22 protein-coding genes and 1 pseudogene are annotated in these 24,427 nt (G+C 65.5%); 18 read left to right on the forward strand and 5 right to left on the reverse strand.

The window, feature by feature from the left end; all coding sequences use genetic code 11:
* The first annotated feature begins 39 nt into the window (after positions 1-39).
* From HWX36_RS36805 to HWX36_RS00780, 13 genes are all read left to right on the forward strand, one after another.
* The gene (locus HWX36_RS36805) at positions 40-2,070 is read left to right on the forward strand and encodes a lytic transglycosylase domain-containing protein (protein WP_208457784.1); all 2,031 of its coding nucleotides are present in this window, start codon (positions 40-42) and stop codon (positions 2,068-2,070) included.
* A complete protein-coding gene (locus HWX36_RS00725; protein WP_279613371.1) occupies positions 2,067-3,383 on the forward strand; it encodes a DNA circularization N-terminal domain-containing protein in 1,317 nt (438 codons plus the stop codon). Before HWX36_RS36805 ends, HWX36_RS00725 begins: the two co-directional genes overlap by 4 nt.
* A 14-nt stretch (positions 3,384-3,397) precedes the next feature.
* On the forward strand, positions 3,398-4,462 hold the full coding sequence (locus HWX36_RS00730) for a phage baseplate assembly protein (RefSeq protein ID WP_175950383.1): 1,065 nt from the start codon (positions 3,398-3,400) through the stop codon (positions 4,460-4,462).
* Between the two features lie 2 nt (positions 4,463-4,464).
* Positions 4,465-5,052, forward strand: coding sequence for a phage baseplate assembly protein V (locus HWX36_RS00735; RefSeq protein ID WP_175950384.1), 588 nt, complete (start codon positions 4,465-4,467; stop codon positions 5,050-5,052).
* Positions 5,053-5,055: 3 nt separating this feature from the next.
* Positions 5,056-5,496: a phage GP46 family protein gene (locus tag HWX36_RS00740; protein ID WP_175950385.1), complete on the forward strand. Its 441-nt coding sequence runs from the start codon at positions 5,056-5,058 to the stop codon at positions 5,494-5,496.
* Between the two features lie 10 nt (positions 5,497-5,506).
* Positions 5,507-6,619 (forward strand): baseplate J/gp47 family protein, encoded by a 1,113-nt coding sequence (locus HWX36_RS00745; RefSeq protein WP_175950386.1) that lies wholly within the window; start codon positions 5,507-5,509, stop codon positions 6,617-6,619.
* Positions 6,610-7,239: a putative phage tail protein gene (locus HWX36_RS00750; protein ID WP_208457785.1), complete on the forward strand. Its 630-nt coding sequence runs from the start codon at positions 6,610-6,612 to the stop codon at positions 7,237-7,239. Before HWX36_RS00745 ends, HWX36_RS00750 begins: the two co-directional genes overlap by 10 nt.
* Positions 7,240-7,247: 8 nt before the next feature.
* Complete coding sequence (locus HWX36_RS00755) at positions 7,248-8,012, forward strand: hypothetical protein (protein ID WP_175950388.1); 765 nt, start codon at positions 7,248-7,250, stop codon at positions 8,010-8,012.
* A 9-nt stretch (positions 8,013-8,021) separates the two neighbouring features.
* Positions 8,022-8,561 carry a hypothetical protein gene (locus HWX36_RS00760; RefSeq protein ID WP_175950389.1) on the forward strand — a complete coding sequence of 180 codons (540 nt, stop codon included), beginning with the start codon at positions 8,022-8,024 and terminating at the stop codon, positions 8,559-8,561.
* A 15-nt stretch (positions 8,562-8,576) separates the two neighbouring features.
* The gene (locus HWX36_RS00765) at positions 8,577-9,737 is read left to right on the forward strand and encodes a hypothetical protein (RefSeq protein WP_175950390.1); all 1,161 of its coding nucleotides are present in this window, start codon (positions 8,577-8,579) and stop codon (positions 9,735-9,737) included.
* A gap of 3 nt (positions 9,738-9,740) precedes the next feature.
* Positions 9,741-10,256, forward strand: a complete 516-nt coding sequence (locus HWX36_RS00770) for a hypothetical protein (protein WP_175950391.1) — start codon at positions 9,741-9,743, stop codon at positions 10,254-10,256.
* Positions 10,257-10,501: 245 nt separating this feature from the next.
* Positions 10,502-10,966: a glycoside hydrolase family 19 protein gene (locus tag HWX36_RS00775; RefSeq protein WP_244136275.1), complete on the forward strand. Its 465-nt coding sequence runs from the start codon at positions 10,502-10,504 to the stop codon at positions 10,964-10,966.
* Between the two features lie 16 nt (positions 10,967-10,982).
* Positions 10,983-11,537, forward strand: coding sequence for a hypothetical protein (locus HWX36_RS00780; protein ID WP_175950393.1), 555 nt, complete (start codon positions 10,983-10,985; stop codon positions 11,535-11,537).
* Positions 11,538-11,958: 421 nt separating this feature from the next.
* Here the strand turns inward: HWX36_RS00780 and HWX36_RS00785 are convergent, their stop codons facing one another.
* The 3 genes and pseudogenes from HWX36_RS00785 to HWX36_RS00795 form a co-directional block, all read right to left on the reverse strand.
* Positions 11,959-12,969, reverse strand: coding sequence for a helix-turn-helix transcriptional regulator (locus tag HWX36_RS00785; RefSeq protein ID WP_175950394.1), 1,011 nt, complete (start codon positions 12,967-12,969; stop codon positions 11,959-11,961).
* Between the two features lie 222 nt (positions 12,970-13,191).
* A pseudogene (locus HWX36_RS00790) lies at positions 13,192-13,464 on the reverse strand (MFS transporter); the annotation flags it as partial.
* Positions 13,465-13,642: 178 nt separating this feature from the next.
* Positions 13,643-14,602 carry an MBL fold metallo-hydrolase gene (locus HWX36_RS00795; RefSeq protein WP_089427583.1) on the reverse strand — a complete coding sequence of 320 codons (960 nt, stop codon included), beginning with the start codon at positions 14,600-14,602 and terminating at the stop codon, positions 13,643-13,645.
* Between the two features lie 177 nt (positions 14,603-14,779).
* Between HWX36_RS00795 and HWX36_RS00800 the strand changes: the two genes are divergently transcribed.
* Positions 14,780-16,429 carry an IclR family transcriptional regulator C-terminal domain-containing protein gene (locus HWX36_RS00800; protein WP_175950395.1) on the forward strand — a complete coding sequence of 550 codons (1,650 nt, stop codon included), beginning with the start codon at positions 14,780-14,782 and terminating at the stop codon, positions 16,427-16,429.
* Positions 16,430-17,253: 824 nt separating this feature from the next.
* Here HWX36_RS00800 and HWX36_RS00805 read toward each other — a convergent pair.
* Positions 17,254-17,736 carry an Lrp/AsnC family transcriptional regulator gene (locus HWX36_RS00805; RefSeq protein WP_031402108.1) on the reverse strand — a complete coding sequence of 161 codons (483 nt, stop codon included), beginning with the start codon at positions 17,734-17,736 and terminating at the stop codon, positions 17,254-17,256.
* Between the two features lie 281 nt (positions 17,737-18,017).
* Here HWX36_RS00805 and HWX36_RS00810 point away from each other — a divergent pair, with 281 nt between their 5' ends.
* The 4 genes from HWX36_RS00810 to HWX36_RS00825 all read left to right on the forward strand — a co-directional run bounded on the left by HWX36_RS00810 (position 18,018) and on the right by HWX36_RS00825 (position 22,596).
* On the forward strand, positions 18,018-18,674 hold the full coding sequence (locus HWX36_RS00810; RefSeq protein ID WP_175950396.1) for a LysE family translocator: 657 nt from the start codon (positions 18,018-18,020) through the stop codon (positions 18,672-18,674).
* Between the two features lie 120 nt (positions 18,675-18,794).
* A complete protein-coding gene (kch, locus tag HWX36_RS00815) occupies positions 18,795-19,970 on the forward strand; it encodes a voltage-gated potassium channel protein (protein ID WP_175950397.1) in 1,176 nt (391 codons plus the stop codon).
* A gap of 53 nt (positions 19,971-20,023) precedes the next feature.
* The gene (locus HWX36_RS00820; RefSeq protein WP_175950398.1) at positions 20,024-20,455 is read left to right on the forward strand and encodes a YqaA family protein; all 432 of its coding nucleotides are present in this window, start codon (positions 20,024-20,026) and stop codon (positions 20,453-20,455) included.
* A 158-nt stretch (positions 20,456-20,613) separates the two neighbouring features.
* Positions 20,614-22,596 (forward strand): methyl-accepting chemotaxis protein, encoded by a 1,983-nt coding sequence (locus HWX36_RS00825; RefSeq protein WP_175950399.1) that lies wholly within the window; start codon positions 20,614-20,616, stop codon positions 22,594-22,596.
* Between the two features lie 36 nt (positions 22,597-22,632).
* On the opposite strand, the gene HWX36_RS00830 is transcribed toward HWX36_RS00825, so the two are convergent.
* Positions 22,633-24,288, reverse strand: coding sequence for an acyl-CoA synthetase (locus HWX36_RS00830; RefSeq protein ID WP_175950400.1), 1,656 nt, complete (start codon positions 24,286-24,288; stop codon positions 22,633-22,635).
* Between the last annotated feature and the right edge of the window lie 139 nt (positions 24,289-24,427).

Below are 24,427 nucleotides of genomic sequence, written 5' to 3' on the forward strand. Positions count from 1 at the left end.
AGGCGCTACGCATCATCCGCATTCAGCAGGAACAGAATCATGGCTGACCGCACGATCCAGTTCACGATATCGACGGTCGATCGTGCGACCGCGACGATCAACAAGATCAATACCAACATCGCGCGGATGACGCGCCCGTATCAGAATCTCGCGAAAAGCGCACAGCGGTTTTCGAAGGCGTCCGGCCTCGCGGAAGTTGGCAAGCGTCTCGGCAACGTCGCTCAGCGTGCCGAGAAGGCCGCGAAGGCGGTGACGAAAATGGGTGCGCCGCTGCTCGCTATCGTCGGCGGCGGCACGCTCGCGGGCCTGTCGGAGATGGTCACGCATTGGGAGCGGATCGGGGCGGAGACTGAACGCACTTCGCGCCTGCTTGGCATCACCGCCAACCAGCTCACGCAGATGCGCGGTGCGGCGTCGCTAGTGGGGGTATCCGCCGAAACGATGACCAGCGGCTTTCAGTCCCTGCAAGACACGTTGCAGGATGCTCGCTGGGGCCGTAATCAGGCTGCGTTCGCGACCTTGCAGGCACTGGGTGTCACGCTCAAGCAGACCCGCACGGGTACCGTCGACACGCAAGCCGCGATGTACGACCTTGCGGACCGCATCCAGCGTATCCAGCGACGCGACCCGGCGGCGGCGCGCAATCTCGCCCGCTCGCTCGGCGTCGAACAACTGCTACCGGTACTCGTGCAGGGCCGGCAAGGCATGCAGGCCTATGAAGCGGAAGCGCGGCGGCTGCGCGGCGAAATGACGCCCGACATGGCGCAGCGCGCACAGGCCTTCGCACTGTCGCTCTCAAAAATGGGGCTTGCTGCCGACGGGCTGAAACAGACGATCGCGGATCGGCTCGTGCCGGTCCTGCAACCGCTCATTGACCGCTTTACCGAATGGATTGCGAAGAACCGCGAACTGATTTCGCAGAAGGTCGCGGCCGTCGTTGAGCGCATCGCGGACGCGTTACAGAAAGTCGATTGGGACGCGTTTTCCGATAGCCTGACCAAGACCGTTACCAGCATCATCGACTTCATCGGCTGGATCGCGAAAGTCGTGTCGGCCTTGGGCGGCGCGAAAGGTGTGGCGATCGCCTTCGGCCTCTACATGACGGGCGGGTTTATCGGCTCGCTCGTGTCGGCCGGCGTCGGTATCGCGACGTTCATCGGGAAAATCGGCGCGCTCGCCCGTGCATGGTCGGGCGCGAGCGCAGCGGCGAGCACTGCCGCAGAAGCGATCGCAGGCGCCACCACTGCCGCCGAAAGTGCCGGTGGTGCCGCAGCCGGAACAGCCGGTCGCGGCTTGCTGGCCCGCGCATTCCCCTGGCTCGTCAATCCCGTCACGGTCGGCGCAGCCTTGATGGCGCATAGCGAAGGGCTGAACACCGGCGAGGATAAAGAGTTGACCCGTATCCGTGCCGCCGAGGCCGCGGCAGGCGGACAGTGGCCGGGTTCGCCCAATGCGCCGACAGGTACGGCGGGAAGCGCGGCGGCCGGAGCCGGCATCGCGCAGAATGTGCAGACGTGGGCGAAGCAACTGGATTTCGCGGGGCTGGAAGCACGATATAAGCTGCCCGCCGGGCTGCTGTCCGCCGTCGCGCAGCAGGAATCCCGCGGCAATGCGTCGGCCGTGAGCCGCGCAGGCGCGGCGGGCCTGTTTCAGTTCATGCCATCGACCGCGCGCGAATACGGTATCAATGCGCTCGACCCGGCGCAATCCGCGAACGCGGCCGCAAAGAAACTCAGCGGCCTGCTCTCGCGCTATCACGGCAATCTGACGGCGGCGCTGTCGGCCTACAACTGGGGCGAAGGCAATCTGGAGCGTAAGGGGCTCGCAAACGCGCCGGCCGAGACGCGCGCCTATGCGCCGGCCATTCTCGCGCATATGGGCGGCGCGGGGGCAGGACCCGACATGCCGCCGCTGAACGTGCCGCCCGCCGCCGTCGCGCCCCAAGCTGCGCCGCCCATCGTACACGTGAGCAACCAGATCCACGTGGATCGCGACGGGCGCACATCGGTGCGCACCGATACGCCGTCGGGCCTGAAAATCGCGCGCTCGATGACGCCGGAACCGGCATGAACACAATCGATCTGCCGTTTTTCAATGAACTGCAACCGGCATCGTGGCGCGGCGTGCCGTTCGCCGTGCGGCGCGGTTCGTTGAAAGTCGGGCGGCGCGTCGCCGTTCACGAATATCCATACCGCGACGACGTATGGGTCGAGGACCTCGGGCGCGCGGGTCGGCGCTTCTCGCTGACCGGCTTTCTCGTGCAGGACGCCGCCTATGGGGGCGGCGACGTGATCGCGCAGCGCGCGGCGATGATTGCCGCATGCGAAACCGAAGATGAGAACGACGGCGAACTGGTTCACCCATCGCTCGGCCGCATCACGGTTTCGTTGCTCGATTTCGAATGCGAAGAAACCGAACTCGGCCGCACGTTCGAGCTGCAATTCAGTTTCATCCAATCAGGGCAACAGCAGTTTCCGTCGCTCACGATCGCCACGCAGGCGCAAACGGCGCTGTCGGTGGTCGCGGCCTTCGCCGCAAGCGCGCAAGATTTCGTCAACGGCATCCTGTCGATGATGCAGACACCCGCGCTCGTCGGCGAAGTGATGCGCACCGTCCAGGCGTTCGTCGTGGACGCGCAAGCCATCGCGCAGCGCGCGACGAGTCTGGTTGCGCTTGTTGCGACACTCAAAGGCGAATATGGCCGTTTTGTCGGCCAGTTCACCGCGAGCGTCAAAATCCCGTCCACGACGATCGCTCAATTGATCGGTGCGGGCGCGCATGCACGCGAGGCGGTACGTGAAAACGGCGTTGCGCTTGGCACTGCGGCATCGGTGGCGAACTACACCGGCATGACGGAGGCCGCACAAGGGCTCGTCACTGAGATTCGAGACGCAAATCCCGATCCGCATCAGGCCGTTCAAGCGCTGCTCGCACTCCAGCAAGGAACACGCTCGCAAATGCGTGCGACCTCGACACTGACGGCGGCGAACAGCCAGGTTGTGACCTTGTTTCGCCGCTGCGCTGTCGTCGCGCTCGCCAGCAGCACGACCACCTACGCGCTCACGTCTTACGATGACGCGCAGACCCTGCGCACCACGGTTTGCGACGCGCTCGATATCGAGATCACGGCAGCGGCCGATGCGCGCAACGATGCCACCTACGCCGCGTTGCAGGCGCTCGAAACCGCTGTCGTGCAGGACCTAACCACGCGTGGCGAATCGCTCGCGAGTATGCGTACGGTATCGATGGCGCAGTCGATGCCGCTGATTGTGCTGGCGTATCGGTTCTATCAGGACGTGTCGCGATACGGCGCACTGTTGCAGCAAGTTGCGCCGATCAATCCGGCATTTGCCCCAACTTCGCTTAGTGCGCCACTCTCCTGATTCGTGCCGGCCCCATGTCCGACGACGTGACCCTGACGATTGGCGGTCAGCGCGTGGCCGGCTGGACGGCCATTCGCATCACGCGCGGCATGGAACGCATCCCGGCTGATTTCGATATCGGCCTCACGCAGCGATATCCAAACACCGCTGACGTAAGCGTGAACGAAGGCGACCCGTGCATCCTGTCGATCGATGACGATACCGTCATCACCGGCTACGTGGATCGCGTAACCGAGCAAGTCGACGCTCGGCAGCACGCGCTGTCTGTCTCCGGGCGTGGCAAGTGCGCGGACATCGTGGATTGCTCGGCGCAGTTCGATTCGTTCCAGTTTCAGGATATCAGCACGTCCGATATCGCCGCCGCGCTCTGCGCGCCGTTCGGTATTCACGTGAAAGCGCGCGTGCCCGGGATGATTCATCCGCAGGTCTGCCTGAACGTAGGCGAAACGCCGTATGCGGTGATCGACCGGCTCTGCAAGGTTGCGCAAGTGCTCTGCTACGAGGATGCGGATGGCGATCTGGTCATCGGCCCGTTGTCGACCGACGAAGCGGCCGGCGGTTTTGCGCTGGGCGTGAACGTTGAGCGCGTCGGCTACGTGCGCGATATGTCGCAGCGCTTCAGCGAGTATCGCGTCTATCTCGTCGGCACCGGCATCATGACGGATATTGGTCAGCAGCCGTTGGCGGAATACGTGGTGGCCGACGATCTGACGCCGCGCTATCGCCCCAAGGCATTCATCGCCGAGACGGGCGACGCAGGCGCGAACGTATCGAACGCGCATGCCCTTTGGGAGTGCAACCGGAGAATTGGCCGCGGCAACGTCGTCACGGCTACCGCGTCGTCGTGGCGCGACAGCGCAGGTGCACTGTACACGCCGAACACGCTGGCCGCGTTGTCGCTGTCGCGCCTGAAGCTGATCGACGGCCAGAAGTTCACGATCGGCGAAGTGACCTATCGGCGCGACATGGGCGGCACCGGTTGCGACCTGACGCTCATGCCACCCCAGGCGTTTCAACCTGAACCGATCTTGTATTTGCCGCTGCCCGCCGATGCGGCCGCCGCACTCGGCCAAACCTGAACATGGAATCGCTGTTCTGGAGCCTCGTGCGATCGCTCGGGCGCGGACGGCTCACCCGTGTGGACGACAGCGGCCCGGTGCAGCTCGTGCAAATGCAGCTTTCGCAGAACGAGACGCGTGACAAAACCCCGCGACTGTCCGAATACGGCTTTCAGTCAAATCCGCCTGCGGGCTCGGATGCAGTCGCGTTATTCATCGGTGGTAACCGCACCAACGGTGTCGTGATCGCGTGCGGCAACCAGCGATTTCGCGTGCGCAATCTGGCGGCTGGCGAAGTGTGCGTGAGCGACGACAAGGGACAGTCGGTCTACCTGTCAGCAGCGGGCATCGTCGTCAATGGCGGCGGCCTGCCGGTGACGATCACGCACACCCCCGAAGTCACCGCCGACACGCCGCTATTGCACTGCACCGGCGATATCGACTGCAACGGCAACATTCGGGCGGCGCGCGACATTCTCGACAACAGCGGCACCAACGCGCACACGATGGCCGGTATGCGCGAGGTCTACGACGGGCATACGCACACGGTTCCGAATATACAGGGCGGCGACGGCACCGCGACGAGCAATCCCCCGACGCAGCAGGAATAAGCGATGAGCGATATCACAACCGTCTGGCAGGTGCCGCGCCTGCTGGGCGATTGGGTATTGGCCGGCCCATCGCTGCTGTCCGGTAACGACCTGCATACCGCCGTGCTCATTTCCTTGTTCACCGACCGGCTCGCGCGGCCGACTGACCCAACACCGGATGGCGATCGGCGCGGCTGGTGGGGCGATGATCCGTTGCACCCGATCGGCTCGCGCCTGTGGTTGCTCGACCGCGTGAAGGGGCCGCTCGACGTGCCGCAGCGCGTGCGTGACTACGCGACCGAAGCACTGCAATGGCTGCTCGATGATGGTGTCGTCGCGCGCATCGATATCGATGCGCAGTGGATCACCCCGAACCGCGTCGACCTGTCGGTGATTGCCAATCGTCGCGACGGCTCACGTGTGGCGATGAAGTTTCCGCAAGCCTGGACGAGTTCCGCCAGCTAACTGATTCGCCATGCCGTTCCTGCGTCCCACCCTGACGCAGTTGCGCAATCAGGTCGCGCAGCAGCTCAACGCCGAACTGCCCGGCGCGGACGCGCTGCTACGGTTCTCAAATCTGCGCGTCATTGGGGATATCGAGGCGGCGCTCGCCTGCATGCTGTACGGCTATCTCGACTGGATCGCACTTCAGGCGACACCATTCACGGCAACCGATGAACACCTCGAAGCATGGGGTGCACTCAAGGGGGTGACGCGAAAACCCGCCGCACCGGCCTCGGGAACGATTGCGTTCGCCGACACGAACGGCACGCCGATCCCTGCCGGTACGGCGATCACGCGTAGCGATGGCCTGGCCTACACGACGAGCGCGGCCGCCGTCGTCGGGAACGACAGCGCGACGGTCGCGGCGAGCGCCAACCCGGACCCGCAGGGACTGACGGGCGCGAATGGCAACTGTGCGGCCGGTACGCAATTCACGCTCGCGAACGCGATCGCCGGCATCGACTCGACTGGAATCGCCGTGACAGCCTTCGTCGGCGGCGCGGACGTGGAATCGAACGACGACTACCGCGCACGTGTTCTGTTCGTCTACCAGAACCCACCGCAAGGCGGGGATGCACAAGACTATGTGGAATGGGCGCTGTCGGTGCCGGGCGTGACACGCGCATGGTGCGTCGGCTGCGGATATGGACTCGGCACGGTCATTGTCTATGCGATGCTCGATGAGGTCAACGCGGCCTATAACGGGTTTCCACAGGGGGTGGATGGTTGTGCGGAGGCGGAATCGCGTGGGCCAACCGCCAGCGGCGATCAGCTCACGATCGCGAATGCGATCTATCCGCTTCGCCCTGTAACGGCGCTGGTCTATGTCGTGTCGCCGCGCTCGCAGGCGGTCGATTTGAGCATTCAGGGCGTTTCGGTCGACCGCCAGTCGGCCGTACTGTCCGCGCTCGATACGCAACTCAAGGCGGACGGTGCGCCGGGAGGCGAAGTCATCATTGCGCACCTGTGGTCGGCCGTGGCCGCCGTGCCGGGCGTCAATGACTTCCTGATCCTGTCTCCGACGCGCGATATCAGTCTGCCGGTCGGCACCTTGCCGGTAGTCGGCACCGTGACGTGGAGTTGAACGTGCCGATTCGGATTGACGCGCGCAACACCGCCCACGACTACGCGCATGTCCTGCGAAAGCTGTTGCCGCGTGGTCGGGTCTGGACACGCGAGGATGACGGCACACAGGCGGCCGTACTTGACGGACTTGCCGGCACCAGCGAACAACTCGATAGCGACGCGCTTACGCTGATCGCGGCCGCATTCCCCGCGACCGCCGACCAATTGCTGCCGGAGTGGGATCAAACCCTGGGCTTGCCCGATCCGTGCTTTGGGCCGTTCGCGAACGACGTGCAGAATCGCCAGCAAGTTGTGGCGAAGCTGATCGGCACGGGGGGCCAATCCATTCCCTACTTTATCGCGCTGGTCGCGACGCTGGGCTACACGATCACCATCACCGAGTTCTACCGGCATACCGTCATCCGCGACGTGACGGTTCCCATTTATGGGGAAGATTGGCCTTATACGTGGCTCGTCACCGTGACCGGCACGCCGCCGCCGCACTGGCACGCGGTCGATGATCCTGTCGAAGATCCGTTGTCGTCCTATATCTCGACACCGAACGAAACCGCGCTGGCCTGCCTGCTGCGTCGTTACGCGCCCGCGCAGACATTGTTGGTGTTCCACTACAGCACGTAGGGCAGATCATGGATCACTATTGGGAAAACGCTGGCGTGCCGCAGCCACCCCCGGTGCCGACCGCCACGCAGGGCACATATCCCACGGATGGGAACCTGCCGGCCGCTGTTGCGCCGTCAACGCCGGGCGCGTGGTGGTATCACCAGATCACCGAGGAAATCCGTAACGCAATTATCCGGCTGGGCGGCACGCCGGATTTTACGCAGGTCAATCAGCTCGGCAATGCGCTCGTCGCCTCGATCGCGTCGGCAGTCAGCAGCGTGACGCAGCAGTTGGCGAAGGTCGCCACCTCCGGCAGCTACAACGATCTATCGAACAAACCCGCGATTCAAGCGCCGCTTGGGTTCACGCCTGTGCAGCAAGGCGGCGGTGTCAATCAGGGGGGCAACAAGGTTTACGTCGGTTGGCGAACGAGCGGCGGCGTAGCTGTCACGGTCGACCGGACTGACCAGGGTAACGTCGTGTTCGAGGGCGAGCTACAGGCGAACGTTGCAAACCTGCAAAACAACATCAATGCCACGAATGGCGCGGTGCAATCGCTCTCCAATCAGGTACAGAATATCGCGAACGCGCCGACGCTCGCCCCGAATGGTATCGCCGCGATGTCGTACTCAACCACGGGTGTCTATGTCGATCCGAGCACGGGAAACAACGTCGTCGACTGCTTTATCACCATCGTGTTCGCGAACGGTGAGTCGCGCATGATCGCGACCAATTCGCAGCAACAGGGACAGTGGTACCGCCCGCACAACTACACGTCCTTCAATTTCTAGGCCCGTCTCATGAAATACGGATGCTCGGCCACCTTCAACGACGTCGAAACGCTGACTGTCGTGCTCGACTTGTCGATGGTGCCGCATTTCGATCCGGCCTCGCCGCCCGCGAATGCCTACTGCGTGCCCGACGACGCGCAACCCGGCTGGATCGTCACGCACGCAGCGGACGGCACGGTGTCATTCGCGCCCGCCCCGCCATCGCCCCCTACGCCCGCCCAGCAATTCACGGCCGCAATCTCGGCCGGGCTCGTCGTGACCTGCGCGGCAACGCCCGCGTTGAACGGCACCTATAGCGTGTTTGACCTCGACCTGTCGGCTATCAATTCGGAAGCGCAGTTCATCTCGCTCTATTCGGAATTCACCAGCGGTGCCGCGACACTTTCGTGGCTCGATACGAGCGGACAGGCGCACAGCTTCCCGGATACGGCGACCTTCATGGCATTCGCGAAGGCTGCGGCGAAATACGTGTCAGGCTGCAATCAGGCGCTCATTGCCCTGCAAGCGGGCACGTCGACCACGTTTCCGTCAAACACCGCTGCGCTGTAACAACAGAGGCCCGTCATGGATCGCTATTGGCAAGCCAACACGGCGAGCGCTGCGCCGACGCCGCCGACGAGTAATACAGGCGGCTACCCGGCCAACGGCAACCCTGCTGTTGGCCTCAATGGCACCGTCCCGGGCGAATGGTGGTACCACGCGATCACCGAAGAAATTCGCAATACAATCGTGGCGCTTGGCGGCACGCCGGATTACGCGCAGGTCAACCAGCTCGCCAATGCGCTGATGCAGACCTTTGCGGCGTCTACGCAGTCGATCATGGCGCGGCTCGCGAAGGTCGCGACGAGTGGGAACTATGCCGACCTGAGCGGCACACCAACCATCCCCGCTGCGCAGGTCAATTCGGATTGGAATGCGGCATCGGGCATCGCGCAGATTCTGAACCGCCCGACGCTCGCAGCCGTCGCCACCAGCGGCAGCTATACCGATCTGAGCAACCCACCGGCGATTCCGCCCGCGCAGGTCAATGCGGACTGGAACGCCGCATCCGGCGTCGCGCAGATTCTGAATAAGCCGGCCATCCCGGCCCCTCAGGTCAGCGCGGATTGGAACGCCGCATCGGGTGTCGCGCAGATTCTGAACAAGCCGACAATTCCCGGCGCACAGGTCAACGCCGACTGGAACGCCACATCCGGACTCGCGCAAATCCTGAACAAGCCAACCAGCATACCGGCGATACTGCCCGTGTTGAGCATCGAGTTCGGTAACTCGGGACAAGCCAACGGCGGCCGTGGCATCGATCAGGGTAGTTGGTATCAACTCGATGGGCACGTTGGTTTCAATGCATTCAACGGCTTTCAGTACACCGTCAATGCCGACGGTACGATCGCAATCGGTCAGGGCGGCACCTATCTCGCGCTGGGTGAGCTGAAAGCCATCGCATCCGGTACCGACACATATCAACTGCCGGTTCAGATGATCGTATCGGTCGGATGGAACGGCTACGGCTATCCGGGCGTCTATCAGTACAACGTTCAGCGTTTCCCGGATGCGCCGATTAGCACCGCCTCGGTGAGTGGTGTACTCGGCACGATTTGCCTGAGCGGAGCACAGCAATGGGGGCCGGGATTCACGATCTTCGTCGGGTTCTCGAAAGTGCTCGGCTCGGCCAACCAACAACCGCTGGTCATGCAAGGCATGCTATCCATCGTCAAGATCGGGTGACCTGTGAAATACCTTTATTTCCCCGACACGCTGCGTTACGCAGGTACTACGCCGGACGATATCTCAGTTCCGTATTGCCTGAATGTCGCACCGCCTGCGGCGGCAGCCGGCATGGTCATCACCGCAGACCCCGTGAATGGGGTCTGGGTGTCGCGCGCTGAAACGGCCGCCGAGCTGGCTGCTGCTCAAGACTCGCAGATCGTGACGATCAATGCGGCGTGTGGAGTTGCGCTCGCTGCCATCACGGCGGCCTATCCCGACCTCGAAGTCGCGACATGGCCGCAGCAGCTTACCGACGCGAACGCCTATACGGCGAACAACTCGGCATCGACACCGATCCTGTCCGCGATCGCCACCGCCTCGGGGAGAAGCGTCGCGATTCTTGCCGCCGACGTGCTCAGAAAATCTGCTGCTTATCAAGCCGCGTCGGGCGCCGTGATCGGCAAGCGCATCGCGCTCACTGCGCAAATTCAGGCCGCTCCGACGATCGATGCAGTGAACGCGATCGCCTGGACCTAGCAGTCCGATACCGACCTTGCTGTCACCACGCTGAATGGCCGCCTCGCGCGGCCATTCGTCATTTTGGGGGAGCCGTCATGGACCCGTCTATCTTTCAGCAGGCAACTGCGCTATCCGATGCGCTTGCCGCTCGCTGGTTTCGACCTGTCAGCGACGCGACCGATGAATTCGATATCAGTTCGCCTGCGCGGCAGGCGGCCTTTATCGCGCAGGTCGCGCACGAATCGGCAGGCTTCTCGCAGCTCGTGGAGTCGTTCAACTATCGGATCGACGCGCTCGCAATCTTCTCGCAGATTCCCGCCTGGATGCGCGCGCAACTCGGCCGTCAGCCGGGCGAGGTGTCGGTACCGCTCGACCGTCAGATGCAGATCGCCAATCTCGCCTACGCAAATCGAGGCGGCAACGGTCCTGCATCGTCCGGCGACGGCTGGCGCTACCGGGGGCGGGGTCTCATCATGATTACACTGCGCGGCAACTATGTGGCCGCCGGGGACGATTTGGGACTCGACCTCGTTTCGAATCCCGATCAACTCACCGTCGACGCGATTGCTGCGCGCGCGGCGGCGTGGTTCTGGTCGTCGCACAACTGCAATGCGCGGGCGGACGCGGGGGATTTCGACGCGATCACGCGCGCCATCAATCCCGCAATGGCCGGTCAGGCCGATCGTGACGCGCGTTATCGCGTCGCGTGCACGGCCTTCGGCCTGTGAATGAACGGAGGCTGTCATGGACTGGTCTGATATCGCCGGTGTCATCGGCAAGGCCGCGCCGGTCGTCGGCACGTTGTTGGGTGGCCCGGCAAGGGCAGCCGTAGGCGGGCTGATTTCGTCGGCGCTCGGCACCGATAACACGCCGCAAGCCGTATCGAGCGCGCTTGCCGCCGATCCCGATGCGATCGCCAAGATTCAGGAATTACAGACCAACGCAAAGGTGCAGCTTCAACAGTTGGTCGTCGCGGCGGAACTGAGTCGCCTGCACGCGTCGAATGCGCCGTTCGTGGCAGAAGCCGCCGATCGCGACAGCGTGCCTCATCTTGCCGCGCAACAACCGCATGATTGGGTGCGGCCGACGATGACGCTATTGTTGCTGGGCGGCGCGGGCGGCATCGTGTTCTGCGTGCTCACGGGTATATCAACCGATCTGCTGAAAAACCCGACGGCGAGCCTGACGGTCGGCGCGCTCATCGCGCAGTGGTTCAACGAAGTCAAAGCATCACTCGCCTTCTACTTCGGTGCAACAAAAGATCGTGACGACCAGAGCACCGCCCCCTCCCATCGCTAACCCTCCTCCTACACTGTTCGCTCAACCTCCAGCAATCGCTGCAAATCGCCGTAACCGGAATAGTGCCTCGCATGCCAGAGGCTCATTTCGTAGACGCGTTCCGGGGCCATTCTCTTGACCACGCGTATCGCGGCGTTGAGCGCATTGCGCATGCCTCGGCTTTCGAGCCGGAACAGAATTTCTCCCTGCCTCATCGCCCAAAGATCAGACACAAGCTGTCCTTGGTCGACCCGATACCGAAGTCGACCGGCTCCGCCGTCTCGTACTTCGGCGTCCGACGTCAACCGCTGAACCATGGGAGCACTGTTCTTGCTGCTCCACCCTCGCGTCCAATTCAAGGGGGAGAATGATTCGCACCGGAATCTCCCCTGCACTGATCCGCCGTCAATCGGTCATGCAGTCCCACATCTGATCCTGCCCGCTAATTCGTCGTCCGCTTGCGATGGCGCACGTGCGTACCGTGATGCGTCTGCTTCACACACGACGTTGTACCGTTCATCGACATGAACGCGGGACGCAAAAGTTGTTGTGGCTCGCAGCGGAGCACGCGCGCGAGCTTTTCGAGGGTGGCGGCGCGCAAGTGCTCGGCGTGCTCCATCATCTCGACACCTTGCTTTGCGCACCCGTATTGCTCGGCCAGATCCGTCATGCTCAACTGGCGATACAAGCGCCACGCTGTCACCGGAGATTTGCCGGACGCCAAGTGTTGACGAACCTGCGCCGGGAACGATACACCGTTCGATGCCTGTACGGCGGGAAGCATGTCCTGCGGCGCAACCGCCGACAAGCGCGGCGGCGTGCTGCCCGGCTTCGCCGTCAGTTGCTCGATCGAGCAATCGAGCGCGTGCGCGAGGCACGGCAGCATGTGCGTTGGAAACCGCGTGCGGTTGCGCTCGTAGCGGCTCAGGCTCGACATACTGATCCCCATCAGTTCTGACAACTCCCTCAAGGTCCAGCCGCGATACTTGCGCCACGCCCGCAAGAAGTGACCGCCATTGGTCATTTGTGTCGCCACGTCCGGAGTAGGCACGCCATCCGGGCTGGCGACGCGTTGTGAGTCGGTGAGGATAGGTAAAGCTGGTGTCGACGTAACAGGCGGACCAGGCGGTGCCGCGTCGTGCACTTCATCGGTGCCCGGCATGCGCTCCAGCAGTGCAGCCCATTTGCGATCAAACGGGCCGCCAGATTCGAAGGCCAGCGTGCTCGGTGATGTGTCCGGCGGCGGGTGCGCGCGCTCGACGGCCGAGCCGAGCGAAGATCGATATAAACCCGGTCTGGTCGCGCGTTCCTCGCGCGCCGTCTGCGCACGTCTCGTCTCGTGCCAGAAACTCGTCAAAGTCGTGAAAATCTTCATCGGCACGATCGCGCGAACGCGATTGCCGACCTCATCGGTTTCGTAATGCACCTGCGACATGTCGAGCCCATACGCCATGACGTCCCCCCCCAACCAAGTAAACTGTCTGCACGATGACACGCTAAAAAATCAGACTAGGACGAATTGGGAACGATGCAAGTGGCGTAACAAGTCACGCGTAACAACTCGTTACGTCGTGCACGATCGGCAAGCGCTTCCGAGCGTGTCGACAGGCGGTAAAAGTGACGGGGCGGCGCGGGGCGACGCACAACAGGGCGTGGCGCACGCCGGTATATTTGGAATATTCTTCGTGACCTCGAACAGCACGTAGCCGACGAAGAACAGCACCGCGCCGAGGCTGTACATCGCGTCGGTCAGGCCGAGGTCCTGCCGCATCTGCAACTGCGCGAAGCCGATATTGCTGCGATCGAGGATCGACACGATGTAGCAGAGGAACAGGAACGGCACGATCCGCCACGCGATCTTGCGGAACAGCAGCGCGTCGTTCGTGGCGGCGGAAGCCGAAGCGCTCGCGTGCGCGAGCGTCGCTTCGGCGGGAAGCGATTGAGGCATGTCTCTCTCCAAACAGGCTGCGCGATTCGAGCGCGCAGCCGTCTCCCGAGGCGTACGTGCGCCCTGCTTTCTTGTGAGAACGGATCGGCGGACGGACAGGCGGCAGGAAGCCGTGGCCAGTCGCCGCTTCAGAAAAAAGGCGGAGCGCCCTGTCGGACACCCCGCCTGTGCAAGCCGCTCAATCCTGCAGCGCGGCCCACATTTCCTTGTCGCGCTGCGCCGTCCAGATGCGCGGATGCGTGATGCCGCTCGCTTCGTCGAACGCACGCGACACGTCGAACGGCAGACAGTGCTCGTAGATGAACACGTGGCCGAACTTCGGGTCCATCGCTTCGCGGGTGAGCGCCATCGACGCCTTCAGGTCGAGCTTCTGCTCGACGGCCTTGCGGCCCTGTGCGAGCAGCGTCGTGACGAAATCCTTCGTGTAGTCAAGGCCCTTGTTCACGTCGGCCGGGTTCAGCAGCGCGGGGCCGCGGCCCGGCACGAGCTTCTCGGCGCCGAGCGCGCGCAGCGCCTCGAGCGTGGCCGGCCATTGCTCGAGCTGGGCGTCGCCGCAGTAGCACGCGGCGTCGTATTCGACGAGGTCGCCCGAGAACAGCACCTTCTGCGACGGGATCCAGACGATCGTGTCGCCCTTCGTGTGGCCCGAGCCGACGTGCATGATCTTCACTTCGAGCTTGCCGAGGAACAGCGTGATCTCGCGCTCGAACACGAGCGTCGGCCAGGTCAGGCCCGGCACCGTCTCGACACCGGCGAACAGGCGCGGGAAGCGTTCGATCTCCGACTTCATGTCGGCCTCGCCGCGCTCGACGATCATCTCGTAGGTGCCGCGGCTCGCGATCACGTGCTGCGCGCCTTCGTCGAAATACGCGGACGCGCCGAGCACGCGCACCGCGTGGTAGTGCGACAGCACGACGTGCTTGATCGGCTTGTCGGTCACGCTGCGGATCTTCGCGATCAGGTCCTGGGCCATCGCCGGCGTCGCGGTCGTGTCGACGATCAGCACGCTGTCGTCGCCGATGATCACGCCCGAGTTCGGGTCGCCTTCGGCGGTGTACGCGTAGGCGTTCTCGGACAGCTTCGTCCAGGTGACTTTCTTCTCTTCCAGATCGGCTTGGGAGGCGAATGCTTTGGCCATGTTGCGTTCCGTGGCTGCGAGCCATGTGTTGAGGGGAGTGAGCGGATCATCTTCCCGCGTCGAATGTTTGTCAATGACAAATGCGCTTGTTATTGTCCAATATGGGTAAACCTGCGGGCTGGCGCGATAAATGGCGTCGGATACCATGCGGGGTTTCGTCAACGGAAGATTCATCGCGTGCAGAACCACGAAGCCAGCGCAGACGACGCGCCGCCCAAGGCGCAGCGCGGGATCCAGAGTGTCGAGGTCGGCGGCCGGCTGCTCGACGCGCTCGCGCGCCGGCGCAAGCCACTCGGCCTGTCCGAGCTGGCCGCGGCGGCCGACCTGTCGACCGCGCAGGCGCACACCTATCTCGTCAGCCTGACGCGGCTTGCGCTCGTGAAGCGCGATGCGATCACCGGCAATTACGAGCCGGGGCCGTTGTCGCTGCGGCTCGGGCTGATGTCGATCGAGCGCCAGCCGGCCTATCGCGCGGCGCTGCCGCACGCGGCGCGACTCGCGGAAGCGGTCGGCCTGAGCGTCGCGCTGTCGGTGCCGGGCGTGCTCGGCCCGACGATCGTGCGCATCGAGCACGGCGGCTATCCGCTGCATGTGAACCTGCACGTCGGTTCGGTGATGTCGCTCGACACCACGGCCACCGGCCGCGTGTTCCGCGCGTTCGGCGATCCCGCGCAACTCGACGCGATGGCGGCCAGCCAGGCCGGCGCGGGCGCCACGCTCGCGGGCGCGGAGCAGCCCGTGCCGGACGCCGGCGTGCCGCGGGCCGAACTCGATGCAATCCGCGAACGCGGTATCGAGCGCGGCGTCGACCTGCCGAGCCCCGGCGTCAGCGCGATGTGCGTGCCGGTATTCGACGCGACGGGCGCGCTGCAGCTCGCGTTGACGGTGATCGGTTCGACGGGCTCGATCGACGTCGATTGGGACGGCCCGATCGCGGCGGCATTGCGCGACGCGGCACGGCAGGCCACCGCCTTGCTCGGCGCGGCGCACGACGCCCCCCTGCCGGCTTCCGGCCCGGCCCCGGCCGCCCCGCGCGTGCCGCCTGCCCTGGCGGACGATGCGAAGGCGCAGCGCGGCATCCATGCGCTCGACAGCACCGGCGAGCTGCTGCTTGCGCTGGTGTCGGCGGGCCGCGCGCTGCCGCTGCGCGATCTCGCGGCGGCCGCCGGCATGCCGGCCGCGAAGGCCTTTCCGCATCTCGTGAGCCTGCAGAAGATCGGCTTGCTGAGCCGCGACGACGCCGGCTGCTTCGGCGGCGGCCCGCTCGGGCAGGCGCTCGGCCTGATCGCGATGCAGCGCGTGTCGCCGACGCGCGACGCGGAAGCCGAGATCGTCGCGCTGGCCGGCGCGACCGACATGAGCGTCGCGGCCGCGACGCTCGGGCCGCTCGGCCCGACCGTGATCCGACTCGAGGAATCGGCGCGGCCGCAGCACGTGAGCCTGCAGGTCGGCACGGTGATGTCGCTCGTCAATACGGCGATCGGACGGATCTTCGCGGCCGGCATGTCCGACGACGTGCTGGCCGACCTGCTCGCGGACGAACCCGTGCGCCTCGCGGGCAACGCCGCCGCGCCGGTCGACGATGCGTTCCGCGCTCGGCTCGCGACGATCCGCGCGACCGGACTCGATTTCGCGTTCGACGCGCCGGTGCCGGGCATCGGGACAGTCGCCGCGCCCGTGTTCGATCATACCGGCAGCATCCGGCTCGTGATCGCGATCATCGGCTCGTCGCGCGGCTTCCCGCGCGGGCCGGACAGCGACCTCGCGCAGGCGCTGCTCGCCGCGACGCGACGGCTGTCGTGGCGGTTCGGGTGGATCGGCGGGTAAGCCGCCGCCCGCCGCGACCGATCGCCGCTCACCGCCCGAATCCCCTCTGTTGCCCCATGCGAGGCCGTGCCGGCGCGGCCTTGTCGCGCCGGTGGGCCACGCGCAGGCAGCCGATATTCATGTTGCGAAACCGCAACATGAATTGTCAGTAATTCTCATATAACGAAATCGCATTTCACAAAGCGGAGGTGTTTCGCTATGATTAGGGTTATCCCTAACTCGCCACCTATACGGGGCTTCGTCATGCAAACGTCTAACCTCTCCGACCGTTCCACCGAATCCGCTGGCTGGCTCGCACGTATGGGCGAGCTGATTGCAGAAGCATGGGCACTCCACCTCGAGAACTGCGAAGTTATCGCCGAAGCACACGCACGCCTGCCGCGCTGAACGGAACGACCGGCCGCCTGCAGGCCGTCCGCACGTTGTCTTGCCTGATCCGCTTGCCCGGACGCGCGCCATGAGGCCGCTGCGTCGGGCAACGGCGTGCAAGGCCAGTCGCTGGAAACGGGCCGGATAGTCCTGTCGAACAGCTCCGTATCAGGGGCGCGTCGAAGTCGCTCTGAAGTTGCTTTAAAGTCGATTCCGGCGCCGATCGGCGCCGGCGCGGTTTTGTCTGATGGTTGTCCTGGCCCGCTGCCGTTATCCAGCCTGCGCGCGGGTACGCCGGATCGCCGCGGACGGAAGATTCATCCGCGTCGCCGGCTTAGGTACCGAATCGCGCCGTCCGCCTTGCCCCCTCGCCCGCTTGCCGGCTTTCTCCGCGCAAACGCGCAACCCCATGCGCCGTCGTTTCACCCACGGCCGCATGCTCGTCCCCATTCTCGTCACACCTGAATCGACGGCACGTCCTTCATGCAGCGCAGCGCGAACATCGAGCGGCTGTGACGGATGCTCGAAATCTTGTACAGCTTCTCGCGCAGGAAACGCTCGTAGCCGGCCGTGCCGTCCACCGCGACCTTGATCCAGTAGTCGTACTCGCCCGATACGAGATAGGCCTCGAGCACCTCGGGCAGTGCGGCGAGTTCCTCGCCGAAGCGCGCGAGCGCGTCGTCCTCGTGACGATCGAGCGTGACTTCAAGGATCACGATGTCCGCGTAGCCCAGCTTCCGCTGATTGACGAGCGCGACGTAACCGTCGATGTAGCCGTCCATCTCGAGCTGCCGCGTGCGGTTCCAGCACGCGGTGGTCGACATGCCGATCTGTTCGGCCAGTTCGGCGTTCGACAGACGCGCATTTTTCTGCAGTGCACCAAGGATTTTGCGATCCTGGCTGTCGAGCGTTTTCGGTGAGCGTTCACGTGTGGCCATGGCGAAAAGAATCTTCTCCTGAAAAACGTAATTCTATCTGAACGACATTCCGGATTTGTGTCGGTTTGTGTGGAAAAGCGGAAGCCTTTTTCCGGCCCCTTGATATATTTTTACCCATGCCTGCTGTCCGGCACGCTCCACGCGACACCCTTCGCACCGGGACGCACGGCCGCAATCACGAGTTGCGGCGCCGGCCAGCAGGCATGCAACTCCCCGCCGCCCGCGCGCCTATCCGGCCGCGCGGCATCGGCGCCCATGTTCCTGTTCCCGCGCTACCCGTCATGTCGTTCAGGCTTTACCTCTCGTTTCTCGCTGCTTCCGCCGTTCTCGTCTACGCTCCCGGCCCCGTCAACCTCCTCACCATGAACCAGGCGCTACGCGCCGGCTGGCGCCGCGCGCTGCCGTGCGTCTGGGGCGGTACGCTCGCCGTGCTGCTGCAACTCGCGCTGACCGCGCTGTGCCTGAATTCGCTCGTGCATCTCGACGAGCGCGCGCTGACCGTGCTGCGCTGGGCCGGCGCGGCCTACCTCGTCTGGCTCGGCTGCAAGCAATGGCTCAGCCGTGCGCCGGCGGCAACGCCCGCCGGCTCCCCCGCGGCGGTTGCGGCGACCGGAGCGGCAACACCCGAGACCGACTCGCATCGCGCGCTGTTCTGGCGCGGCCTGGCGACCTCCGGCCTGAATCCGAAGACGCTGCTGTTCTTCCCGTCGTTCTTTCCGCAATTCATCAGCCCGAGCGCCGACTGGAGCCTGAACCAGCAGTACCTGCTGCTCGCGGCGACGTTCGCGGTGCTGTTCGCGGGCGGCGTCGCGTCGATGGCGCTGTTCTCGCACCGGCTGAGCCGCGCGCTGCAGCGGCCCGCGCGGATGCGCGCGATGAACCGCGTGACGGGCGGGCTGCTCGTCGGGATGGGCGCGATCATGGCCGGCTGGAACTGAACGGCCGGGCGGCGGCTTCCTCGCGGCCACCATCAAGGCCCCTCGAAAAAGCAGCCGATCGCCGAATGCTTTAGGGTAGCGGCTGTTTCGTTGGACATGCCCGGCCAGCCGGGCGACTGGATGAAGCCCCTCACTACCCGCCTGCGGCGCGTGTTCGCGCCGATCGGCCTGCACTGGTATCTCGCTCTCCTCCTCGCGCTCGACGCGCTCATGGTGCTGCGCCCCGTCGTCGAGCATGCAAAGCTCGGCGTGCATCATGCGTGGCTCGCCGATGCGCTGAACCTCGTCGACAACGCCGGGCTCGTCGTGTTGCCGCAAGTGGTCGTTGCGGCCGGCCTCGCGACGATGGCCATCGGCATCGTGCTGCGCGCCCGCGTCGCGTGGGTGCTGTCGATCCTGCTGCTGGTCGCGGCGGCCGCGATCAGCGTGCTCGGCGGCTATCGCAGCCACGCCGTGTTCGTCTACACGGCCGTGCTGGCCGTCGCGCTGCTGTACTACTGGCGGCACTTCGACCGCGCGAGCGTTGCCGCGAGCAGCCTGTTCGCGTTGCTGAGCATCGTGTCGCTGCTGATCTACGCAACCTTCGGCGTGCTGTATCTCGGCGACCAATTCACGCCGCCCGTCCACGATCTCGCCACGGCCGTCTATTTCTCGATCGTATCGATGTCGACGGTGGGTTACGGCGACATCGTTCCGCACGCGCCGACCGCGCGCCTGTTCACCGCGTCGGTGATCGTGCTCGGCATCACGGTGTTCGCGACGTCGATCAGCGCGGTCGTCGGCCCCGTGATCGGCGGCAATCTGAAACGGATCGTCAAGGGAGGCATTTCGAACGTGATCCGCAAGCATCATTACCTGATCGTCGGCGCGACACCCGTCGCGCATGCGGTGCACGACGGGCTGCGCAAGCGCGGCTACGCGGTGACCGTCGTCGTGCCGGCCGGCGTCGAGCACAACTATCCGGCAACGACCGACCTGATCGTCGGCGATGCGACCGACCACGCGGTACTGGAAAGCGCCGGCGCGGCAACCGCGCGTGCGGTGCTCGCGCTGCGCTCCGACGACGCCGAGAACGCCTTCATCATCCTCGCGATCCGCGAGATCGCAGCAACGGTTCGCACCGTTGCGCTCGTGAACCACCAGCGCAACCTCGAACGGCTGCGCCTGCTGAAACCCGACATGGTGTTCTCGCCGCAGCAGCTCGCCGGCGAACTGCTGGCCAGCACGCTCAACGACGAACCCGTCGACAAGTCGGTGATCTCGCACCTGCTGTTCGGCACGGCCGACGCCGCATGACCGTGTGACCCTGCGCCCAAGTTCGGCCGGCACGCGCCCGCTACAATCGCGCGATGTCCGAATTGCTCACTTACGGCGGCCTGTTCGCCGTGTCGATGGTCGCCGCGACCCTGTTGCCGCTCCAGTCCGAAGCCGTGCTCGCCGGCCTGCTGCTCGCCGGGCGCGAACCCGTGTGGGCGCTGGTGCTCGTCGCGAGCATCGGCAACGTCGCCGGCTCCGTGATCAACTGGGCGCTCGGGCGCGGCATCGAGCACTTCCGCGAGCGCCGCTGGTTTCCCGTCAAGCCCGCCGCACTGGCGCGCGCCGAGCGCTGGTATGCACGCTACGGCCGCTGGTCGCTGCTGCTGAGCTGGGCGCCCGTGATCGGCGATCCGCTGACGATGATCGCGGGCGTGCTGCGCGAGCCGCTGCCGACCTTCCTCGCCATCGTGACGATCGCGAAAGTCGGCCGTTATCTGGCCGTCGCGTGGCTCATGACGCATTGACACCCGCTTCTCGCCGCAGCCCCGCGCGAAGGCCGCACCTGCCGGCACCGCCATCGACGACGCGCCGCTAAAGATTTCGCCGAAGTTGCCGTATTAACCGGGCAACTAGCGGTGACGCGTGCGTTCCGCCTCCTCTCCCTCCCCACTCAGGATGTCGCATGAGATTGACTCAATTGGGCCGGGTGAGCGTCGGCGCGCGTCTTGCGGCGCTTGCGTGCGCGCTCGTCGCCCTGCTGTTTACCGTTTTCGCGTGGACGCTCGCGCATTTCGCCGGCCAGCAGCTGGCTGAAGAAGCGCACATGCGGATCGTCGACAAGGAACAGTCGATCCGCGGGATGGTCGACCTGTTCGACAAGGCGCTGTCGGCCGAAGCCAACCGCTCGATGTCGCTGTTCGCGAGCTTCCTGCCGCCTGATTTCACGCTCGACCCGGCGCGCACCGTCGACATCGGCGGCGTCGCCGCGCCAACCCTGTCCGCGGGCGGCCAGCCGCTCGACCTCGACTATTCGATACCCGACCAGTTCCTGAAGAAAAGCGGTGCGATCGCGACGATCTTCGCGCGCGACGGCGACGATTTCGTGCGCATCACGACGTCGCTGAAGAAGCAGGACGGCGCACGCGCCGTCGGCACCAGGCTCGACCGTGCCGGCCCCGCGTACGCACCGCTCGTCGCCGGACGCAGCTACACGGGCCTCGCGAAGCTGTTCGGCCGGCCGTACATCACGCAGTACAAGCCGGTGACCGATGCGACCGGCCGCGTGATCGGCGCGCTGTTCGTCGGCCTCGACATCGGCGCGGAGCTCAAGCTCGTCGAGGACGGCATCCGGTCGCTGAAGATCGGCGACAACGGCTACTACTTCGTGCTCGACGCATCACAGGGCCCGTCGCGCGGCACCTTCGTCGTGCATCCGGATGCCGACGGCCAGCCTGCCGACGAGACCCGCGCGCCGTACGCACAGATGCTCGCGGCCGGCCAGGGGCGGCTCGCGTACACGTCGACCGACCCGGCCGCGCACGACGGCGGGCCGACCGCAAAATTCGTGTCGTTCACGACGATTCCGCAGTGGCAGTGGCTCGTCGGCGGCATCGCGCTCGACGACGAACTGCTGGCCACCATGCGCGCCACCCGCAACCGCTTCCTGATGATCGGCGCCGTGCTCGTGGCGGCGTTCGCGACGCTGTTCGTCATCGTGGTGCGCCGCGTCGTGAGCCGGCCGCTCGATGCGGCGGCACGGGCCTCCGAGCGCTATGCGGCGGGCGATCTCAGCGTGCGCATCCGTGATGGCGCGGCCACGCGCGGCAAGCCGGGCGACGACGAGATCGGCCGGCTCGTGCAGGCGGTCGACGGGATCGGCGACGGCCTCGCGCGGATCGTCGCGCAGGTGCGCAACAGCTCCGCCGACATCGCGCGCGGCACGGTCGACATCGCGGCCGGCAGCGGCGACATCGCCGCTCGGATCGCGACGCAAGCGAGCAGCGTCGAACAGACGGCAGCCAGCATGGAACAGATCACCGCCGCCGTGCAGCAGAGCGCCGAGCACGCGGCGCAAGCCAACGCGCTGGTCGCGGACGCATCGGCCGCCGCGACGAACGGCGACGCCGCGGTGCAGCGCGTGGTCGCGACGATGGACGACATCGGCCGCGCGACCCGCCGGATCGCCGAGATCACGGGCGCGATCGAAGGCATCGCGTTCCAGACCAACATCCTGGCGCTGAATGCGGCCGTCGAGGCCGCCCGTGCCGGCGAACACGGCAAGGGCTTCGCGGTGGTCGCGGCCGAAGTGCGCGCGCTCGCGCAGCGCAGCGCGGCCGCGGTCAAGGAGATCGACGCGCTGAGCGCCGAATCGTCGACGACCGTCGAGCAGGGTTACCGGATCGCGGAGGCCGCACGCGGCACGATGCGCGACATCGTCGCGCGAGTCGACCAGGTCCGCACGCTGATCGGCGAGATCAGCGCCGCGTCGCGCGAACAATCGACCGGCATCGAGCAAGTGAACCTGGCCGTCACGCAGATCGGCGACGCGACCCAGCAGAACGCGTTGCTGATCTCGGGCGCCGAACGCGCGGCCGTCGCGCTGCGCGACCAGGCCGCGCACCTGTCGGACGCGGTCAGCGTGTTCCGGCTCGAACGGAATGCGTGACGGAGAACGGATGGCCGGCTACGGCCGGCGCATCGCCTACTTCTTGTCGCCGCCCGCCAGGTCGATCGCCTTGTCCGATCCCACCGCGTTGCGCAGCTGGAACTTCTGGATCTTCCCGGTCGATGTCTTCGGCAGCTCGCCGAACCGCACGGCCTTCGGCACCTTGAAGCCCGCGAGCAGCGCCTTGCAATGCGCGACGATCTCCTCCTCGGTCGCGCTCGCGCCTTCGCGCAGCTCGACGAACGCGCACGGCACCTCGCCCCACTTCGGGTCGGGCATCGCGACGACGGCCGCGACCGCCACCGCCGGGTGCCGGTACAGCGCATCCTCGACCTCGATGCTCGAGATGTTCTCGCCGCCCGAGATGATGATGTCCTTCTTGCGATCCTTGATCCGGATATAGCCGTCCGGCATCAGCACGGCGAGATCGCCGGTATGGAACCACCCGCCGTGAAACGCCTCGTCGGTCGCCTTCGGGTTCTTCAGGTAGCCCTTCATGCAGATGTTGCCGCGGAACATGATCTCGCCGAGCGTCTCGCCGTCGGCCGGCACCGGCGCCATCGTGTCGGGATCGAGCACCGTCGCGCCCGCTTCCAGGTGATAGCGCACGCCCTGGCGCGCATTGAGCCGCGCGCGCTCCTCGTCGCCCAACGCCTCCCAACGCGACTGCTTCGCGCACACCGTCGCCGGGCCGTAGACCTCGGTCAGCCCGTACACGTGCAGCAAGTCGAAGCCGATTTCCTTCATCTTCGCGATCACGGCCGGCGCGGGCGCCGCGCCCGCGACCATCGCGTGCACCGTGTGGTCGATCCCTTCGCGGAATTCGGCCGGCGCGTTCGCGATCGCGCTCTGTACGATCGGCGCGCCGCAATAGTGCGTGATGCGTTCGCGGCGGATCAGGTCGAACACCGTTTTCGCGTCGAACTTGCGCAGGCAGACGTTCACGCCCGCGCGCGCCGCGACGGCCCACGGGAAACACCAGCCGTTGCAGTGGAACATCGGCAGCGTCCACAGGTAGACGGCATGCTTCGGCATGTCCCATTCGAGGAGGTTGCTGATCGCCGCGAGATACGCGCCGCGATGGTGGTAGACCACGCCCTTCGGGTCGCCGGTCGTGCCGGACGTGTAGTTCAGCGCGATCGCATCCCATTCGTCGGCGGGCGGCGTCCATGCGTAGTCGGCATCGCCGCTTGCGACGAGCGCCTCGTAGTCGGTCGCGCCCGCGAAGCGCGCGGGATCGGCCGGCATCGCGTCGGCCACGCTGACGATCTTCAGGCCCGGCACCTCGAGCGCCGCGCGATGGGCGAATTCGGCGTATTCGGTGTCGACGATCAGCACCTTCGCCTCGCCATGACGCAGCATGAACAGCACCGACGACACGTCGAGCCGCGTGTTGATCGTGTTCAGCACGGCGCCGGCCATCGGCACGCCGAAGTGCGCCTCGACCATCGCCGGGATGTTCGGCAGCATCGCCGCGACCGTGTCGCCGCGTTCGACGCCGAGCCGCGCGAGCGCGCTCGCCAGTTGCTTCGCGCGCGTGCAGGTCTCGCCCCAGGTGCGCCGCACGTCGCCGTGCACGATCGCGAGGCGCTCGCCGTAGACTTCGGCCGTCCTGACCAGGAAGTCGATCGGGGTGAGCGGCACGTAATTCGCGTCGCGGCGGCCGAGTCCGGCCTCGAACATCTGCGTCATGATCCTGTCTCCCGTGTCCTGTCGACCGGGGCCTATCCACCCCGGATCGTCTTGATGTGGTTCAATTGCCGACAGCCTAACGGGCGCTATTGTGAGCCGTCTGTCATCGAAACGACAGAGTGCCCTTCACGCGCTGCGC

Source organism: Burkholderia sp. BCC0405 (assembly GCF_902833075.1).
GTDB lineage: Bacteria > Pseudomonadota > Gammaproteobacteria > Burkholderiales > Burkholderiaceae > Burkholderia.